The sequence below is a fragment of the Candidatus Nitrosopumilus sp. genome, from assembly GCF_028278985.1.
In the GTDB taxonomy this organism is placed as follows: Archaea; Thermoproteota; Nitrososphaeria; order Nitrososphaerales; family Nitrosopumilaceae; genus Nitrosopumilus.
Genome location: NZ_JANQTA010000001.1, coordinates 85,295 through 102,059 on the forward strand (window position 1 = coordinate 85,295; position 16,765 = coordinate 102,059).

Genomic DNA, 16,765 nt, shown 5'->3' on the forward strand with positions numbered 1-16,765 from the left:
ATGGGTATCAATTTTGATGCTATATGCGTTCTTGCCTAATTCACCATTCATTTCAAAGAGTGGTTAGTTAGAATTAATCCTCTGGTCGTTCGCCAGAAGGTGCCATTTTCACCAGTTTTGGATCAAATCGGGCTTGAATATCTACCAAATCTTGCTGTTCTTCCATTACTTTGTCGATGTTTTTGTAGACTGTTGGTACTTCATCTAAGCCAGCTGATAGAAGTGTAACTCCTTTGTTTGCGAGGATCTTTTTTGCATCTTCCCAGTTAAGTTCTCTATGTGCCCTTTTTCTTGACATTACTCTCCCAGCACCGTGAGCAGCAGAGTTAAGAGATTCAGGTTTTCCCTTTCCTTTAACAACATAAGCAGGGGATGCCATTGAACCTGGAATGATTCCTAAAACGTCTTTTCCTGCAGGAGTTGCACCTTTTCGATGTACGACGAGGTCTTCACCATGATGTCTTTCTTTCCAAGCAAAGTTGTGATGGTTTTCAATATCAAGTAGGACGTCAGCTCCCAAATGGCTTGTTACATGTTTATGGATACAAGCATGATTTGCTGCAGCATATTTTCCCATGAGTTCCATTGCATCCCAGTATTCTTTTCCTTCTTCAGTATCAAGATCAAGCCAAGCTAAATGTTTCAAACGATCTGGAAGCTCAAGGTGCATTTTCATTGCTAGTTTTGAATAGTGGTCTGCAACTGCTGCGCCGACACCTCGACTTCCCGAGTGAGACATGAGTGCCAAATATTTTCCTGGGGCTATCCCTAGATTTTTTTCTTTGATTGTAATGGGTCCAAATTCTACAAAATGATTACCTGAACCTGATGTCCCTAACTGTGAGTGAGCTTTGCCTTTCAATTTTTTTGTGATAGAAGATACATCCCAGTCTTCATCTATGACAGAATGTTCTCGTCGTACTTTGAATTTTGCTCCTACTCCAAACTTTGTTTCTGTCTCAATTGCTTTAGTTAACTGTTCCATTCCTTTTTCATTTTCAAGCATTTCGGGGGGAAGATCTAAGACGGATAGTTTTACTCTGCACGCTATATCGACACCTACAGCATATGGAATTACGGAATTACGAGTTGCTAAGACTCCTCCTATTGGTAAGCCATAGCCAATATGTGCATCTGCCATGAGTGCTCCTGATTCTGAGATAGGTAGTTCACAGGCATTCTTCATTTGCTGTTGGGCTTCTTCCATTCCTGTACCCCACTGCTTGAATTCTGCAGGTTTATCTCTGAGTGGTTTGTTTTCCATCTTCCTATAGAAGACTAATCATCACCTGGATATTAGACATTTTGACCGGTTTGAGTTTCGTCAGTACCAATTTAAACCATAATTGAATCAAAAGTAATTTAAAATTGCCAAGATACAATTGTAGGATATGTTAGATGAAGCAACAATTACTCACAAAGCAAATCAACTTCTTGCAGAACTTAGAGCAAACCCAGATTGGAAAATAGATGAAAAAAATTTCAAACAAGGTTATTTCAAAGCATTAGAATGGGTTCTACAAGATACAGGAATCATAGAAAGGTAGCTTGAAGATAGTATTTCATCTGGATATAGTAATATCATTTATCTAATATGAAATTAATTTAGAATTATGGTACAACGTAAACCTACTAAAAAAGAGTTAGAAGAACAAAAAGAGCAGCAAAAAGTGCGGGCTAAAGCATCAAGAGCTGCTAGAAGAAGCGGCAAACCAACAAAAAGAGAAGGTAAAGTAGACAAACAAAAAGCAAAAACCAAAGAAGTAAGATCTCAGAAAAAAATAGCAACAATAAAAAAAACTCGACAATAGTTTGAATTCAAAAAATGAAATAATCTAATTTTGGGTAAAATTACCAGTAGATTTATTTTCGATGCTAAAACATAGAAGTTATTGGCAATTTTACCCATTGATAATGGTCGTTATGGTACTAAAGAAATGATGGAGATCTTTAGTGAGCAAAAAAAAGTCAATTATCAATTGGAGATTGAAGGGGCAGCAGCAATTTCTCAAAGTGAAATTGGCATGATTTCAAAAAGTATAGGTAAAGAAATTTTCAAAGTTGCAACATCAGGAAAGATTACTGCAAAACGAATCAAACAATTAGAAGCAAAAAGTGATCATGATACAGCAGCATTAGTTGAATCATTGAGTGAAAAATGCTCAAAGAATGCAAGACCATGGATACATTATGGCTTGACAAGTAATGACTTGGTTGATACTAGTAATTCAATGCAAATGCGTGACGCATTACAAATTATTGAGCCCAAAGTTGCAAAGATGGCATCTATTCTTGCAAAAAAAGCAGTCAAACATGCAAAGATACCAGCAGTAGGGAGAACACATGGACAACATGCTAGCATTATTTCATTTGGATTAAAATTTGCAAATTGGGCTGCAGAGTTGGCAAAGCACGTTGAGAGAATTGAAGAGATCAAGAAAAGAATCCTAATCTGTAAGACGCTGGGAGTGGTTGGAACAGGTTCTCTAATGGGTGCAAAGTCACTTGAGGTTCAGAAACGAGCTGCAAAGAGATTAAAGTTATTCCCAGCAGAAGTTACAACTCAAGTTGTTCCAAGGGAAAGATATGCAGAATATGTTTTTGAGCTTGCTCTAGTTGGTGCTACTTTAGAAAAAATTGCAATAGAGATTAGAAACTTGCAGAGAACAGAGATTGGAGAAGTTGCAGAACAATTCAAGAAAGGGCAGATGGGAAGTAGTGCAGTTCCTGTAAAAAGAAATCCTATCAAAAGTGAACGTGTATCATCATTATCTAAACTAGTTCGAAGCCAAGTTGCATTATCATTTGAAAACATTCCATTGTGGCACGAGCGGGATTTATCAAACTCTGCCAATGAACGATTTGTAATTCCTACAGTATCAATTCTTGTGGATGAAATGTTAGAAACTATGACTAGAATTGTTTCAAATCTATTGGTAAATGAAAAAAGAATTGTTGATAATCTCTACATCACAAAGGGACAAATATTTGCTGAATTTGTGTTAGAGGCCCTAATCAAGAAAGGTGTTCCAAGATTTGTTGCATACAGAGATGTACAACGTGTTGCATTTGAGGCAAATGACAAGGGAATGTTTTACAAAGATGCAATCAAAAATGATAAAGCATTCACATCAAAGTTGACTGAAAAAGAGATTGATGCAATTTTCTCACCAGAAAAACATCTTGGTGCATCACCTGCAATCATTAGTAATGTGAACAAGTCTGTTCAGAAAACAGTAAAGAAATTCATTTAGACTTAGTGTTCTTGTTGAGTTGGTCTCATTAGAATCTCGTTAACATTGACATGTGGAGGAGCGTTGACTGCGTAAAGGATTGCGTTTGCAACATCTTGAGATTGTAATCCATCTATCTTTCTTGCATTTTCAACATAATCCTTAATGGACTCGTCAGTAATTGTATCTGTTAGTTCAGTTTCCACGATTCCAGGTTCTATACTTGTAACCCGTATATTTGAGCGAACACTAAACTCTTGTCTCAGGCCCTCACTAAATGCAGTCACTGCATGTTTTGTTGCACAATAGACTATTCCTCCTGGAAATACTATTCTTCCTGCAGTAGAGGAAACATTGACTATGTGGCCAGATTTTTTCTCGTTCATATGAGTAATTACGGCACTAGTACAATACAAAACTCCCTTGAGGTTGACATCTACCATTCTATCCCACTCATCCACTTTGAGATTTTTGAAATAACTTAATGGCATTAGGCCTGCGTTGTTAACTAGAATATCAATAGAACCCCACTTTTCTAAAACAGCTTTTGCAAAATTATCACATTCAGATCTTTGTGTAACATCTAATTTTTGATAAAATACTTCTCCACCATCATCAGAAATCTTTTTTGCAAGTTCTTCTAGCCTATCTGTTCTTCTTGCACCAATAGCTACTTTTGCACCTGCCTTAGAAAGAGTTTCAGCTGCTGCATAGCCAATTCCACTACTGGCCCCTGTAATTATTACAACCTTATCTTTAATCAAACTCACCGGTGCTAAATCCTAACTGTAAATATAGTTTGAGAGTAAGTAAACATCTTGACTTTTTTTGGAAAATTATTTTGAGCGTAAAAAATCAATCTTACATAATAGAAGTAAAAAATTTCAAACACAAATTAGATGGACATGGTTCATCTAGTTTTCAGTAGTGTCTTGTGAATTTTTGAACCATATTGTAGTGCTTTTTTTCTTTTATTACATGAAATTTCTGGAACGCCAACTTGAGTGGCAAGTTTTCGTATCATATGTTTACGATAGATATCTTCTGAGTCTGTAATCTTTTCTGAAATTGGAACAGTTTTTGCATACTCGATAAAATCTACAGACAATAATGGTTGTAGAATTTGTACTTGGAATTCAGATGCAATCATGTTAACTGCATTCATCATCTTTAATTCATTGTCTAGTTTTGCCTCCATCACTTCGTTGATTTTAGAGTCACCACCTGAAAATGCCTCTCTATAGGCATTGTATCCACAAAATAGCTCATCAATTCCGTTTGCAGTAACTACCGTACTAATTCCCAAACTATTTGCAAGCTTTGATACATAGTAAAATGCAATACAGTTTTCGTTCCATGATAGATTATCAGTTTTGATTTTATTATGAATATTAGATGATATGGATGGAAAGGTTTCAGATTCGATTTCTAAAACATGATGAGGATAATTCAATTGTTCATTGACTTCTTTTGCAAATAAGATATCATGGGATTCAGAGAATCCTATAGTGAGTAAAGTAATGTCATAACCCATGTCTTTGCAAATTTTTGAGATTAGTGTACTATCAACACCACCGGAATATGCAATTCCAATTGTTTTGTTTGTAACTGTTTCTGAAACTGCAGTTTTAATTTTATTAAATAATTCTTCATATTTGTCATCCATGATTATTCCTCTAAATTCTACAATGGGTAATGAATCAAACTCTTTAACTATTAATGGAATCAAAGAATACTGAAAATGATGAGACTATCACAAGAAGAAATTGAAGAAGAATTGAAAAATTTACCTGGATGGAGTGTGGTAAATGAGAAACTACACAAAGAGATAGAATTTGAGAGTTTTAATCAGGCATTTGGGTTTATGACTAGAGCTGCAATGGAGATTGAAAAAATGAATCATCATCCAGAATGGTTTAACGTCTACAACAGACTCGTTATTGATTTGATGACTCATGATGCAGGTGGCATCACAAAAAATGACATCAATCTAGCCAGAATCCTAAATTCTCTAGTCTGAGGGTAAATTTTAGGCACAAACATTACAGAATTTATATAATGATTCAGTCAGGTGACTTTGCATGACAACAAATCCTACAATGTTAGATTCGGATTTCAAATATATCGACAAGAAAGGAAACCTAATGAAGACTCGAACAGAGTTGACAGTAGCACAGATGCTAGATTTTCTTGAGGATGAATATCAATACAATTACAAGATTACATTAAAGAATGGAGTAGAAGTTGCAGTTGATTTCAAAACACAGAAGGGATTGATTGAAGTAATAGATAATGAAGAGGAGATTGAAAAATACAGACAGATCAAAGAAGACTTTCCTGAACAAAAAATTATGGCAATTGGACATGGGAAATATTCTGCACAGATAAAAGAGTTGCAAGATATAGTATTTTATGACAAGACACCACAGACCGGTTCTATCTTTTTAGATGATGGATCATTTGCTTTTGATTATGCACATATACTTCCTCTAGTTGAGAAGTGTTCTATCCTACATGGACATACATCATCTGTAATGGTAGAATTAGTTGGACAAATGAAAGATAATTTACTTGTAGACTTTGGAGAAGCAAAAAGAATCATCAAAGATGTTTTAACCGCATTTGATCACAAATTCTTCATTAACAGAAAGTATGTGATCTCTGAAGACGACTCTCACTATGTAATAAAATTTGAAGGACCTAAAGGATTGTTTGAATTGCAAGTTCCAAAGCATACAACCTATCTATTAGAAGGAGAGGCAACAGTAGAAAATCTATCAGGTGAACTTATCAAATTACTTGCACCAAAAATGCCAGCAAACGTAGAGGCAGTAGGAGTTTACATCTACGAGGGATACAACAAAGGCTCTCACATTATATCAAACATCTCAAAAGATAATTTGTAAAATGGACCCAAAAATTTCAGAAAAGGCTTGGAATCCAGATTTAGAGGCACAAGTTCTCAAGAAATGGCAGGATTCAGACATTTACAAATTCACTCCAACTGATGATAATTACACCATAGACACTCCTCCGCCATATCCATCAGGCAGGCCTTGGCATATTGGAGCTGCGGCTCACTATTCCCAGATAGACATGATTGCAAGAACTGCTCGTATGAAGGGTAAAAACGTCTACTTTCCAATTGGAATTGACAGAAACGGTTTACCTGTAGAGTTCTACACTGAGAAAAAACACAACATCAGAATGAGAGAGACAGACCGTGGAGAATTCTTGAATTTGTGCAGAGACGCACTTGATGATTTAGAAGAAGAGATGGTGTTAATAATGACAAATCTCGGTTTGAGTGGTGACTTAAAGAACCATTACAGAACAGATTCAGAAGAGTATCGGGCATTAACACAATCTACATTTATCAAATTATGGAAAGAAGGAAAAATTGTTCTAGCTACAAGACCTAACAACTATGATTGGGTTTCAGGAACAACAATTGCAGATGCTGAAATTGCATACCAGGACTTGCAAACAAAGCTAGTTCATATGAAATTTAAGATAAAAGATACTGAAAAAGAAATCATCATTGCAAGTACAAGACCAGAACTTCTTTGTGCATGTCGTACGATTATAGTAAATCCTGAAGATGAAAGATATGCTCCATTTGTTGGAAGTAAGGTAATTGTTCCAATTACAGGAGCTGAAGTTGAAATCAAGACTCATCATTCAGCTCAGCAAGACTTTGGTTCAGGAGCTGTTATGGTTTGTAGTTATGGTGACCAAAATGACGTTGCATTGTTTAGAGAAATGGAGCTTGAAGAGATTGTAGCAATTGGTTTGGATGGAAGGATGACAGAAGTTGCAGGAGAATATTCAGGACTAAAACCAAAACAAGCTAGAGAGAAAATTATCGAAGATTTGGAATCAAAAGGTTACGTAGAAAAGATTGAAGAGATTTCTCACAGAACTCCAATTTCAGAAAGAAGTAAGATTCCAATTGAAATTATTCCGATGGAGGAATACTATCTCAAACAGAAAGATTCTGTTGAAAAAATGCGGAAATTAGGCTCAGAAATTACGTTTTACCCCTCTATGCACAAGCAAATTTTGATGAATTGGCTTGATTCAATTTCTATTGACTGGCCAATTTCAAGACGGAGATACTATGGAACAGAGATTCCTATTTGGTATTGCTCTAGTTGCGATGAACCACATGTTCCTGAACCAGGAAAATACTATCAACCATGGAAAGAAAAGTGTCCAATTGAAAAATGTACAAAATGTGCAAATGGTGAATTTACTGGAGAAGATAGAACATTTGATACATGGATGGACTCTAGTGTTTCACCGCTGTTTGTTACAAAGTTTAGCAAGGATTCAGAATTCTTTGAGAAAACATATCCAACATCAATAAGACCACAAGCAAAAGATATTGTAAGAACATGGTTGTATTACACACTTTTACGATGTGATATGTTAACTGGCAAAAAACCATGGAGTGAAGCTTGGATCATGGGATATGGTCTTGATGAGAAAGGAATGAAGATGAGTAAGAGTAAGGGAAATGCAATTGATCCACTTCCAGTAATTGAAAAGTTTGGAGCTGACACATTCCGATTCTGGAGTGCAAGTGAAATTAATCACGGATATGACTTTAGATGCAATGAACAAAAAATTGAATCAACAAAGAAATTCTTGAGCAAGTTATGGAATGTGTCAAGATTCTTGTCTAGCTTTCCAGTTATCAAAGAAGGAAAACCAACTACAGTTGATAAATGGATTTTGTCAGAATTAAATAATTTGATTAAAGATTGCAAGAAAGGATATGATGAATACAACTTCTTTGTCCCAGCAATTGCAATTAGAGAATTTACTTGGAATTTATTTGCTGCACATTACATCGAAATGGTCAAAAAACGTGCCTATGGAGAGGGATTTTCTGAAGAGGAAAGAGATGCTGCCATTTACACTTTGCATAAAGTGCTATCTACAGTGTTGAAACTATTAGCACCAATTACTCCATTTATCACAGAACATCTATGGCAAACATTGTATTCAGAAACTAGCATCCACATAGAAAGACAGGTAGAAGCTGAAAGCACAGAAGATTATTCAAAAATCACTGAAGAGGTAGTACAGTTTAACTCCAAAGTTTGGAATGAGAAAAAGGCAAAAGAATTGTCATTAAAGGATTCCATTGCAGTTGAAGTTCCTGAGAGTTTGTCAGAGTTTAAGAAAGATTTGCAATCAATGCATAATCTTGAAGATTGTTCCTAATTTGAGACTAGTCCACAGGGATTCAGCTACTCTTTTCAAGTTCAAAATTTAACGTCCAGGACGTCTAAATCCCCGTTCTATCTTACAAATTGAGTCTGAACTAGTTTGAAATTTTTTACCAGAAATGCTCTTTTTTGTTTTCTCAGAGTCGCTTATTTTGAAAACTTTTGAAGTTTTATCTAGTGGGATTTTGTCGGTGTAGATAATATTTGTAGAAGAAGAATTTTTTGGTTTTTTCTTTTTTGAATTATTTAGATATTTAGAATTTTTTTGTGTCCATTTGATATTGTGTACATCATTTGAGGAAGAACATGCAATGTTAAATTCTTCTAGAGTAGCCAATTTTTTACACACTTGTTTTTGATGGTTATACTTCACTTAAGAATGAATCTGGTAAGGCTTGAACCACCGTTAGGGGATATTCCCTATACCTGTAAAATTCCAGCTGTAATCAAATATTGAATTCCTGAAACAAATGTTTCATCATCAATTTGATCAGCTGCCCACCATGCTGCGTTATTCTTTATCCATGAAGGAATTTCTTGTCCAGTAGATTCTCCAGATTCAGTTTGAGGAATATTCATGACTCCTTCATTTATTAGATATTGAATACCTGAAACAAAGGCTTCATCATCAATGGCACCATCTGCCCACCATGCTGCGTTATTCTTTATCCATGAAGGAATTTCAATTTCAGGTTCCAAGAACGGATTTAATGCATCAGTTCCAATTATGTCAATTACAGAATCACCACCAAAAAATGGAATTACAATTGTTCTATACGATGAAGTCGTTTCAATTTCTGCATAATCAGTTTCAAAGCCATCAACTAAAACAAAAAAGATATCATCAGATGATTCAAATTTTGCATCTAGTAAATCACGTGGAATAGTTATCTCAATTGTTCCATCATCACTTGTATCCATGGTAATCAATAATTCAATGAAATCAGGATCTAAAAAGATGGAATCAACATTTCCATTTTCAATATTATAGTTAACATCAAAAGATTCTACTGAAATTGTTCCAATTTCGGCATGTGATATTGGAATTGTAGTAGGAATCAACATTATTGAAAAAATCAAAAACATGTAAACATAATTTTTTGGGTTCATTTTCAATTCTTCAAGCCCAATGTTTCAGTTAATTCAATTGAAATTGCTTTTCCTACAGGTATTTCATCAGGTATCTCATCAGTGATTTCATCAGTAGTTGGTTCATCTACAATTGTTTTTGATAAAGTTGCAGAACCATCTAAGAACCACATGTGTGAAATTTTGCTTTGTGGGGAGAGGATTGAAACTTGTGTTGATTCATCAATATCACTAATTGGGATATCTGCATTAACAAGTAATTTGAGAGTAGAATGTACCTCTTCAAGCACGTCATCTTCTAAAAATGCAATAATTACCAAGGAATCTTTACTACCAGAACTATCAGAAGATGTGCTTCTAGCTTTTCCAAATCCGCAATTATACGGAACACTGTCTACCGTAATTTGGCATTCATCTAGTTTTAATTTTAAATTAGAATTTTTTTTATCAAATGTTGAAAAAACCATAGAACCAGATAATGATGTGGTAGTTTGATCACCGATTGAAGTTGCATCTACAGAATCAAATGCAAGATGATAGTTTTCAGAAACAGTATCCGTGCCTATTTTATCACCTAGATAGTTTCCACGTTCAATTTTTTCAAGTATTTTTTGAGTTCTTGTATCTAACTTCTCTAGTTTTTGCTCTAATTTTTCACGAATTTTTTCAGATTTTTTAGCTAATTTTTCTTCTAATTTACTCTCTGAAGATGAAAAATTTTCTACATCTCCTAAAGCATCAGATGAAATTCTATTTTGAGTTCTTGCTTTAAGTTCTCTTAATTTATCTTCATATTTTTGAATTTTTTTGGCTAATTTTTCTTCAATCTTTTTTCTATCTTCGTTGAGTTTTTCTTTTTTCTCTTCTAGTTTTTGCTTTCTTTCTTCAGCTTTTTGTTTTTGTTTTTCTTGTTTTTCTTCTAGTTTTTGCTTTCTTTCTTCAGCTTTTTGTTTTTCTTTTTCTGAACTTTCTTGTTGTTTTTTGTACGCTTCGGAATCTTCTCTACTTACAGAAAGATTATCATTTTGTGCAAATACTTCATTAAATGGAACAAAACCAAAGGTACCACCAATTAAAACTGCGAATAATCCCATAAACACAACATTTTTGTCCATTTTGAAATCTCGACTGTTCTATAGTTAAAAAGAATTACTTAGAAATTCTCAACTTAGTTTGATTTTGAGGAATTGACCAAGTTCAAAAAGTATTTGTGAAGAGATGTGTCTTCAGTCAATTCTGGATGAAATGCAGTACCAATGACATTATCCTTCTTTATGGCAACAATTCGACCATTAAATTTAGACAATACTTCCACATCAGAGCCTACATCAGATACAGATGGAGCTCTAATGAAAATGCCATTAAAGTTTGGAATGTCTATTGATTCCATTGAAACATCAGCCTCAAAGGATTCACGTTGTCTTCCAAAAGAATTTCTTTCTAATTTAATATCTAAAATATCTAAAAGTGGTTGATTTGTTTTTCCAACCACGCGATCATTTGCAGTTTTAGATAACATAATCATTCCAGCACAAATTCCAAGAACAGGCATGCCATTTTCGATTTTTTCTTTCAAAATCTTCATAGAACCATTAACAAGAGACATTTGGCCAATTGTAGTACTTTCTCCTCCAGGAAGGATTAATCCATCCAAATTCATTACATCTTCAGGAGTCTTTACATCAATTACATTTCCATCAATTCCAAGCTCATCTAATGCAGTCTGAGTTGACAAGACATTTTCTTGTACATCTCCCTGAATGGATAAAATTCCAACATTCAAACTCATGCAGAACCACCACGATCTTGCATTCTCAATTCTAATGTTTTGACATCTAATCCCAACATTGATTGTCTTTCATCAATCATCTTTTGTGCTTCTTTTACTTTATCAGATTCATTCCAGAATGTAGTTGCCAAGACAATTGCTCGTGCTCTTTCTTTTGCATCATCAGCATTAAAAATTCCAGATCCTACAAAAATTCCATCACATCCTAATGACATGAGGTAAGCTGCATCAGCAGGAGTTGCAATTCCACCTGCTGCAAAATTTACAACAGGTAATCTACCAAGTTTTGCAGTTTGTTCTACAATATCATAAGATACTTTGAATTCTCTTGCCATTCTAACAAGTTCTTGATTGTCTCCAGAATCATAAATTGATTTTATTGTTCTAAGTTCATCATTGACTTTTTTAATATGAGTAATAGCTTCTGCAACATTTCCAGTTCCAGGTTCACCTTTTGTTCTAATCATAGCTGCGCCTTCTTCAACTCTTCTTAGAGCTTCAGCCAATGAACGAGCACCGTTTACAAACGGAGTTGTGAAATCCCATTTCCAAATATGTCTAAATTCATCAGCAGGGGTTAAGACTTCAGATTCATCAATCATATCAACATCAGTTTCTTGTAAAACAAGTGCTTCATTGACATGTCCAATTCTACATTTTGCCATGACAGGAATTGTAACGGAATCCATAATATCTTCAATAATTCTAATGCTAGCTGTTCTTGCAACACCACCAGCCTTTCTAACTTCTGATGGAAGTTTATCCAAAACCATAACAGATACTGCACCTGCTTCTTCTGCAATTTGAGCCTGCTCTACAGTTGTTACATCCATTACAACTCCGTTTTTCAACATGTGTGCAAATCCACGTTTTAGAGTTGAAGAACCACGAATAGTATCACTTTCTTCTAATTTTTCAGATTTGATTCCTTTAGCATCAGTGCGTTCTCCAGATAGAGGTAACATGAACTAATTTCCTCTAAAGGCTATTTGTACCTATTCACTAATTTCAGACATTATCTGATCAAGTTCAGTTTCTACCATTGTAATAATTGGTGGAATGAAACCATCAGTAGCGTTTTGTTCAGGCCAATGGATTTGATTTACTCTTCCATTAAGAGTGACCTTAACATTTGATTTTTGATATTCTGTTACATCTTCAAGAACTGGAAATGATTCAGATGGAATTGACATAAATCCTGTTTCTTTGATTATAGCCTTTATTTTATTTAATTGAGATTCATCAAGCTTAGATCTTTTATCGGGTTGAAGATATCCCAGTTCAGTAATAGAATATTTTAATGCGCCATCATTTTTGATTGATAAAATTTCAGTTTTTTCTGCTCCAACTCTTTCAGTTACACCATAAGATAATTTCTTTAGTTGATGTTTTGTATATTCGATTTCTATAGTATCAAAAGAATTTGCAGCTGAAATCGGAATTTCATTTTTTGTCAGCATTGGAACTGAAATTAAAAGTGCAATAATTACTGGAATTGCGCCTAATACAAGATGAAATGTTTTTACCATAATTGATTAACTAATACAAAATCGTGTTTATCGCAAATAAATCTTGGTTAAAAATAACTTAAAATTCAAGTCAATTCCAAACTTGTTCGTGGGGTCGTAGCCTAGCCTGGTAGGGCGACAGTGTCTACGAATAGATCACCGCTAAGGGCTCCAGAGGTAAACTAAGCTAAACTGACTCAGGGATGATGTAAGTTTGGAGCTGTAGTGACCCGTAGGTCGCCGGTTCGATTCCGGTCGGCCCCACGTTAACCTCTATTGATTATTTCTTAGAACATTAAGTGCTGAACCAGCTTTGAACCATTCAATTTGTGATTTATTGTAAGAATGATTTAGAAGAATTTCATCTTTATTTCCATCACTATGAGTAATGATACATTTTACTTGTTTGTGAGGTTCTAATTCGTTTAATCCAACAAGACTAATTTTATCATCTTCAAGAATTTTTTCATAATCATCTGGATTGCCAAATGTCAATGCAAGGATTCCTTGTTTTTTGAGATTTGTTTCATGAATTCTTGCTAAACTTTTTGTAATTACTGCAGCACAACCAAGATATCTAGGAGTCATTGCAGCATGTTCTCTGCTACTTCCTTCGCCGTAATTATTATCTCCAATAATCACCCAACGCATTTGTTTTTCTTTGTATTGACGTGCAATTTGTGAAAATGATTCTAGTTGATTATTCAATACGTTTTTGCCTTTTCCAACTTCATCATTGAATGCATTTACGGCTCCAAGTAACATGTTATCACTAAGATTATCAAGATGACCACGAAGTGAGAGCCATGCACCAGCAGGTGAAATATGATCAGTAGTACATTTTCCTTTGGCTTTTACCATTATAGGAATTTCAACAAAATCATTTCCATCCCATATTGGGAATGGTTCTAATCTTTGCAACCGTTTGCTATTTTGATCAATTAAAACTTCAACATCATCTGAATTCTCTGGTGGAGCGACAAAAATTCCATCAGGTCTCATGAATCCTTCTTCAGGAACTTCTGGTGCAGGTTTTGGTGGTTCAAGTTTGAATTTTGTTCCATCGGCAGCAGTAAGTTCATCGATTAATGGGTTAAAGGAAAGTTTTCCTCCCAAAGCTAATGCAATAATCATCTCTGGACTTCCAATAAAATTTAGAGTAGTTCTATGTCCATCATTTCTTCCAGGAAAATTTCGATTAAAAGTTGTTACAATTGTATTTTGTTCATCTTTATCTAATTCAGGTCTATTCCATTGACCAATACATGGTCCACATGCATTAGCTAAAACAGTTGCACCGATATCTTTGAGAGAATCCATTTGTCCATCACGTTCAATTGTACCTCTAATTTGTTCAGAACCAGGAGTAACTAAAAGAGGAATTTTTGCTTTAATTCCTTTAGATTTTGCTTGTTCAGCAAGACTTGCAGCTCTTGACATGTCTTCATAAGATGAATTAGTACAACTTCCAATCAATGCAACAGAAATTGGATCCACATAATCTTTTGATTTTACATCATCAGCTAAACTAGAGATGCTTCTTGCCAAGTCAGGAGTATGAGGTCCAACAATATGTGGTTCTAATGTTGAAAGATCGATCTCAATTACTTTATCAAAATATTTTTCAGGATTACTTTCAACATCAGAATCTGCAATAAGTAATTCTTTATTCTGATTTGCCAATTCTGCAATTTCTGAACGATTTGTGTATTTGAGATAAGTCTCCATACGCTCATCATATGGAAATACTGAACATGTTGCGCCAATCTCTGCACCCATGTTAGTAATTGTTGCTTTACCTGTACAACTAATTGATTTTGTTCCGGGACCAAAATATTCTACAATGGAATTAGTTCCGCCAGAGACAGTCAATTGTTCGGCCACTTTTAAGATAATATCTTTTGGAGCAGTCCAACCATTTAGCTCTCCTGTAAGTTTTACACCAATTCTTTTTGGATAGAGTAATTCCCATGGCAATCCAGCCATAGTTTCAGCAGCATCAAGACCTCCAACCCCAATTGCAACCATTCCTAGACCACCAGCATTTGGTGTGTGTGAATCTGTTCCAATCATTAGACCTCCAGGGAATGCATAATTCTCAAGAACTACTTGGTGAATAATTCCAGCTCCTGGTTTCCAAAAACCACAACCATATTTGGCGGCAGCTGATTGTAAGAATTTGAATACTTCACTGTTTTCATCTAATGAAACTTTCATGTCAACATCACCTTGAACTTCAGCTCTGATCAAATGATCACAATGTACTGTTGTAGGAAGTGAAGTTTGTTTCAAACCAGCTTGCATGAATTGTAACATTACCATTTGACCTGTTACATCTTGTAATGCAACACGATCTGGTTTTAGAAAAACATAATCTTTTCCACCATCAAATGGTTTGTCAGTCATTTGATGTAAATGGCCTGAAAGAATTTTTTCTGTTAATGTAAGTGGACGTCCAACAACATCACGATATTTAGAAATATTATCTTTTAATTTTTCATAAACATTTGAAACAAGTTTAGGAGTAGTTTCTATTTCCACATCAAGCATAAAATTATCCGGAATTTATTATTTACAATTAAAAATTAAAAAAAATCATCAATTTAGGCATCAATTTTCTTAACAATTATAAGCCAAAAGCGGGTATAGAATTGGGGATTGGGGAGTTACATGTTTTGTATAATGAGGTGTAAAAATGGTCAATAAGGGATTTCCAAAATTTGGAATGTCACAAGCCGGAGCATTTGTTGCAGCATTAAAGAATTACAATTTACCTGATTTTATTTTAGAACTAGTTGCAAAAGAATGCAATTCTGAACTTCTTGAAAGAGGAAGGATTGATGATAGATTACAAAGTATGAATGATGAAGCATTAGAGCTACTTCACAAAGTCTTTGTTGGATGTGAAGAAGATGCTAAAGGAAAATTTGCCCAATACAGATTCTTTGCATATGTATCAAGCATGTATCACAAGTGCGAAGTATTAGTAAATGAAACTATTCCAGGCGCAACAGGGAAGAATCACAAAATTCCAGTTGCAGTTAAAAATAATGGAATGTATATTGCTGTTGCATACAACAAAGCAACAGGCAATCCAGTTAACAAAAAAGAAACTACTAGATTTTATGACATGGTAGACGATATCAAAAAAGGTGATCATGGAACCATGTTAACTGATGCAATCTATGGTTCATCAGTGGGTTTTAGAGGAGATGCACTAGTTGAACTTGAAGGTTTGAGTAAAGGAAGATCAGATGATCCTGAAAACAAACTAGATTTCAAAACTGCAAACTTTGAAAATAACATTTACTCTGTTACAAAGTGTTAAAAGAATTATTTTTCAAATTTCAATTGTGAAGTATTCATTGTTAGAAACATTGGTTTTCCGTCTGTAATTTTGAAATCTTCACCATATTGTTCAAATTCTAATTGTTCATAGAAATGCTTAGTCCAAACATCACGAACTTCTTGAACATGTTTTTTTCTGCCAGACTGTCTCATTAATTCATGGAGTAATTCATAAGAAACTGTTGTACAATTTTTTTCTGCAAGAAATAATTCATCATCAGATTCTTTAGGTTTTTTCCAAAAAACCATGCCAAAGTTTTCTGCATGATAACCATCACAGAGGGAATCTGTCCAGAGGGGACGTGAATAAGTTAGATAGAAATGGTAGATGTCTTTACCACGTTGTTCATGATCTCGAACAAATGTATGTGTGTCAAGTCTTTGTAAAATGCTTCGTGGTTTTGTAATTAATTCATCACACTGAATTTCATAATCTTTTCCAAATTTTTCTTTAATCCAATGTTTGTAAAATTGTGCCATTTTTTTGATATAATCAAATTCAGATTGTCGTTTGCCACGATCTTCTTCCTTTATGACAAAAATAAAGTGTAAAATCATAAT

General features: G+C 34.6%; 17 protein-coding genes, 1 tRNA gene and 1 pseudogene. 8 read left to right on the forward strand and 11 right to left on the reverse strand.

Annotated elements, in window-relative coordinates:
- Nucleotides 1-73: 73 nt before the first annotated feature.
- Nucleotides 74-1,264: an RtcB family protein gene (locus tag Q0941_RS00510; RefSeq protein WP_299290270.1), complete on the reverse strand. Its 1,191-nt coding sequence runs from the start codon at nucleotides 1,262-1,264 to the stop codon at nucleotides 74-76.
- A 127-nt stretch (nucleotides 1,265-1,391) separates the two neighbouring features.
- Between Q0941_RS00510 and Q0941_RS00515 the strand changes: the two genes are divergently transcribed.
- The 3 genes from Q0941_RS00515 to purB all read left to right on the forward strand — a co-directional run bounded on the left by Q0941_RS00515 (nucleotide 1,392) and on the right by purB (nucleotide 3,254).
- A complete protein-coding gene (locus Q0941_RS00515) occupies nucleotides 1,392-1,547 on the forward strand; it encodes a hypothetical protein (protein WP_299290272.1) in 156 nt (51 codons plus the stop codon).
- A 66-nt stretch (nucleotides 1,548-1,613) separates the two neighbouring features.
- Nucleotides 1,614-1,811 carry a hypothetical protein gene (locus Q0941_RS00520; RefSeq protein ID WP_299290274.1) on the forward strand — a complete coding sequence of 66 codons (198 nt, stop codon included), beginning with the start codon at nucleotides 1,614-1,616 and terminating at the stop codon, nucleotides 1,809-1,811.
- Nucleotides 1,812-1,892: 81 nt separating this feature from the next.
- Nucleotides 1,893-3,254 carry an adenylosuccinate lyase gene (purB, locus tag Q0941_RS00525; RefSeq protein WP_299290276.1) on the forward strand — a complete coding sequence of 454 codons (1,362 nt, stop codon included), beginning with the start codon at nucleotides 1,893-1,895 and terminating at the stop codon, nucleotides 3,252-3,254.
- A gap of 2 nt (nucleotides 3,255-3,256) precedes the next feature.
- Here purB and Q0941_RS00530 read toward each other — a convergent pair whose 3' ends face one another.
- Together Q0941_RS00530 and Q0941_RS00535 are read right to left on the reverse strand one after the other, a co-directional pair.
- Complete coding sequence (locus tag Q0941_RS00530) at nucleotides 3,257-3,997, reverse strand: SDR family oxidoreductase (RefSeq protein WP_299290278.1); 741 nt, start codon at nucleotides 3,995-3,997, stop codon at nucleotides 3,257-3,259.
- Between the two features lie 146 nt (nucleotides 3,998-4,143).
- On the reverse strand, nucleotides 4,144-4,899 hold the full coding sequence (locus Q0941_RS00535; protein WP_367277452.1) for an asparagine synthase C-terminal domain-containing protein: 756 nt from the start codon (nucleotides 4,897-4,899) through the stop codon (nucleotides 4,144-4,146).
- 75 nt (nucleotides 4,900-4,974) lie between these two features.
- Here Q0941_RS00535 and Q0941_RS00540 point away from each other — a divergent pair, with 75 nt between their 5' ends.
- From Q0941_RS00540 to Q0941_RS00550, 3 genes are all read left to right on the forward strand, one after another.
- Nucleotides 4,975-5,253 carry a 4a-hydroxytetrahydrobiopterin dehydratase gene (locus tag Q0941_RS00540; RefSeq protein ID WP_299290282.1) on the forward strand — a complete coding sequence of 93 codons (279 nt, stop codon included), beginning with the start codon at nucleotides 4,975-4,977 and terminating at the stop codon, nucleotides 5,251-5,253.
- A 61-nt stretch (nucleotides 5,254-5,314) separates the two neighbouring features.
- Nucleotides 5,315-6,139: a 6-carboxytetrahydropterin synthase gene (locus tag Q0941_RS00545; protein ID WP_299290283.1), complete on the forward strand. Its 825-nt coding sequence runs from the start codon at nucleotides 5,315-5,317 to the stop codon at nucleotides 6,137-6,139.
- Between the two features lies 1 nt (nucleotide 6,140).
- Nucleotides 6,141-8,465, forward strand: coding sequence for a valine--tRNA ligase (locus tag Q0941_RS00550; protein WP_299290285.1), 2,325 nt, complete (start codon nucleotides 6,141-6,143; stop codon nucleotides 8,463-8,465).
- Nucleotides 8,466-8,513: 48 nt separating this feature from the next.
- Here the strand turns inward: Q0941_RS00550 and Q0941_RS00555 are convergent, their stop codons facing one another.
- From Q0941_RS00555 to Q0941_RS00580, 6 genes and pseudogenes are all read right to left on the reverse strand, one after another.
- Nucleotides 8,514-8,807: a hypothetical protein gene (locus tag Q0941_RS00555; protein WP_299290287.1), complete on the reverse strand. Its 294-nt coding sequence runs from the start codon at nucleotides 8,805-8,807 to the stop codon at nucleotides 8,514-8,516.
- Between the two features lie 83 nt (nucleotides 8,808-8,890).
- Nucleotides 8,891-9,154 (reverse strand): annotated as a pseudogene (locus Q0941_RS00560) (peptidase); the annotation flags it as partial.
- A gap of 428 nt (nucleotides 9,155-9,582) precedes the next feature.
- Nucleotides 9,583-10,674 carry a hypothetical protein gene (locus tag Q0941_RS00565; protein WP_299290289.1) on the reverse strand — a complete coding sequence of 364 codons (1,092 nt, stop codon included), beginning with the start codon at nucleotides 10,672-10,674 and terminating at the stop codon, nucleotides 9,583-9,585.
- Nucleotides 10,675-10,727: 53 nt separating this feature from the next.
- Nucleotides 10,728-11,348 carry a pyridoxal 5'-phosphate synthase glutaminase subunit PdxT gene (gene pdxT / locus Q0941_RS00570; protein ID WP_299290291.1) on the reverse strand — a complete coding sequence of 207 codons (621 nt, stop codon included), beginning with the start codon at nucleotides 11,346-11,348 and terminating at the stop codon, nucleotides 10,728-10,730.
- A complete protein-coding gene (gene pdxS, locus Q0941_RS00575; protein WP_299290293.1) occupies nucleotides 11,345-12,313 on the reverse strand; it encodes a pyridoxal 5'-phosphate synthase lyase subunit PdxS in 969 nt (322 codons plus the stop codon). Before pdxS ends, pdxT begins: the two co-directional genes overlap by 4 nt.
- A gap of 30 nt (nucleotides 12,314-12,343) precedes the next feature.
- On the reverse strand, nucleotides 12,344-12,877 hold the full coding sequence (locus Q0941_RS00580) for a hypothetical protein (RefSeq protein ID WP_299290295.1): 534 nt from the start codon (nucleotides 12,875-12,877) through the stop codon (nucleotides 12,344-12,346).
- 90 nt (nucleotides 12,878-12,967) lie between these two features.
- Between Q0941_RS00580 and Q0941_RS00585 the strand changes: the two genes are divergently transcribed.
- Nucleotides 12,968-13,120: transfer RNA gene (locus Q0941_RS00585), tRNA-Trp, on the forward strand.
- A gap of 9 nt (nucleotides 13,121-13,129) precedes the next feature.
- Here the strand turns inward: Q0941_RS00585 and Q0941_RS00590 are convergent.
- A complete protein-coding gene (locus Q0941_RS00590) occupies nucleotides 13,130-15,397 on the reverse strand; it encodes an aconitate hydratase (RefSeq protein ID WP_299290297.1) in 2,268 nt (755 codons plus the stop codon).
- A gap of 154 nt (nucleotides 15,398-15,551) precedes the next feature.
- On the opposite strand from Q0941_RS00590, the gene Q0941_RS00595 reads away from it, so the two are divergent.
- On the forward strand, nucleotides 15,552-16,184 hold the full coding sequence (locus tag Q0941_RS00595) for a hypothetical protein (protein ID WP_299290300.1): 633 nt from the start codon (nucleotides 15,552-15,554) through the stop codon (nucleotides 16,182-16,184).
- A 5-nt stretch (nucleotides 16,185-16,189) separates the two neighbouring features.
- Here Q0941_RS00595 and Q0941_RS00600 read toward each other — a convergent pair whose 3' ends face one another.
- Nucleotides 16,190-16,762, reverse strand: a complete 573-nt coding sequence (locus tag Q0941_RS00600) for a hypothetical protein (protein WP_299290322.1) — start codon at nucleotides 16,760-16,762, stop codon at nucleotides 16,190-16,192.
- Nucleotides 16,763-16,765: the final 3 nt, after the last annotated feature.

Excerpts from the sequence above, each read along its gene's own strand:
- Q0941_RS00510 (WP_299290270.1), bottom strand. The coding sequence starts at position 1,264 with ATGGAAAACAAACCACTCAGAGATAAACCTGCAGAATTCAAGCAGTGG.
- Q0941_RS00515 (WP_299290272.1), top strand. The coding sequence starts at position 1,392 with ATGTTAGATGAAGCAACAATTACTCACAAAGCAAATCAACTTCTTGCA.
- Q0941_RS00520 (WP_299290274.1), top strand. The coding sequence starts at position 1,614 with ATGGTACAACGTAAACCTACTAAAAAAGAGTTAGAAGAACAAAAAGAG.
- Q0941_RS00535 (WP_367277452.1), bottom strand. The coding sequence starts at position 4,899 with ATGGATGACAAATATGAAGAATTATTTAATAAAATTAAAACTGCAGTT.
- Q0941_RS00540 (WP_299290282.1), top strand. The coding sequence starts at position 4,975 with ATGATGAGACTATCACAAGAAGAAATTGAAGAAGAATTGAAAAATTTA.
- Q0941_RS00545 (WP_299290283.1), top strand. The coding sequence starts at position 5,315 with ATGACAACAAATCCTACAATGTTAGATTCGGATTTCAAATATATCGAC.
- Q0941_RS00550 (WP_299290285.1), top strand. The coding sequence starts at position 6,141 with ATGGACCCAAAAATTTCAGAAAAGGCTTGGAATCCAGATTTAGAGGCA.
- Q0941_RS00565 (WP_299290289.1), bottom strand. The coding sequence starts at position 10,674 with ATGGACAAAAATGTTGTGTTTATGGGATTATTCGCAGTTTTAATTGGT.
- pdxT (WP_299290291.1), bottom strand. The coding sequence starts at position 11,348 with ATGAGTTTGAATGTTGGAATTTTATCCATTCAGGGAGATGTACAAGAA.
- pdxS (WP_299290293.1), bottom strand. The coding sequence starts at position 12,313 with ATGTTACCTCTATCTGGAGAACGCACTGATGCTAAAGGAATCAAATCT.
- Q0941_RS00580 (WP_299290295.1), bottom strand. The coding sequence starts at position 12,877 with ATGGTAAAAACATTTCATCTTGTATTAGGCGCAATTCCAGTAATTATT.
- Q0941_RS00595 (WP_299290300.1), top strand. The coding sequence starts at position 15,552 with ATGGTCAATAAGGGATTTCCAAAATTTGGAATGTCACAAGCCGGAGCA.
- Q0941_RS00600 (WP_299290322.1), bottom strand. The coding sequence starts at position 16,762 with ATGATTTTACACTTTATTTTTGTCATAAAGGAAGAAGATCGTGGCAAA.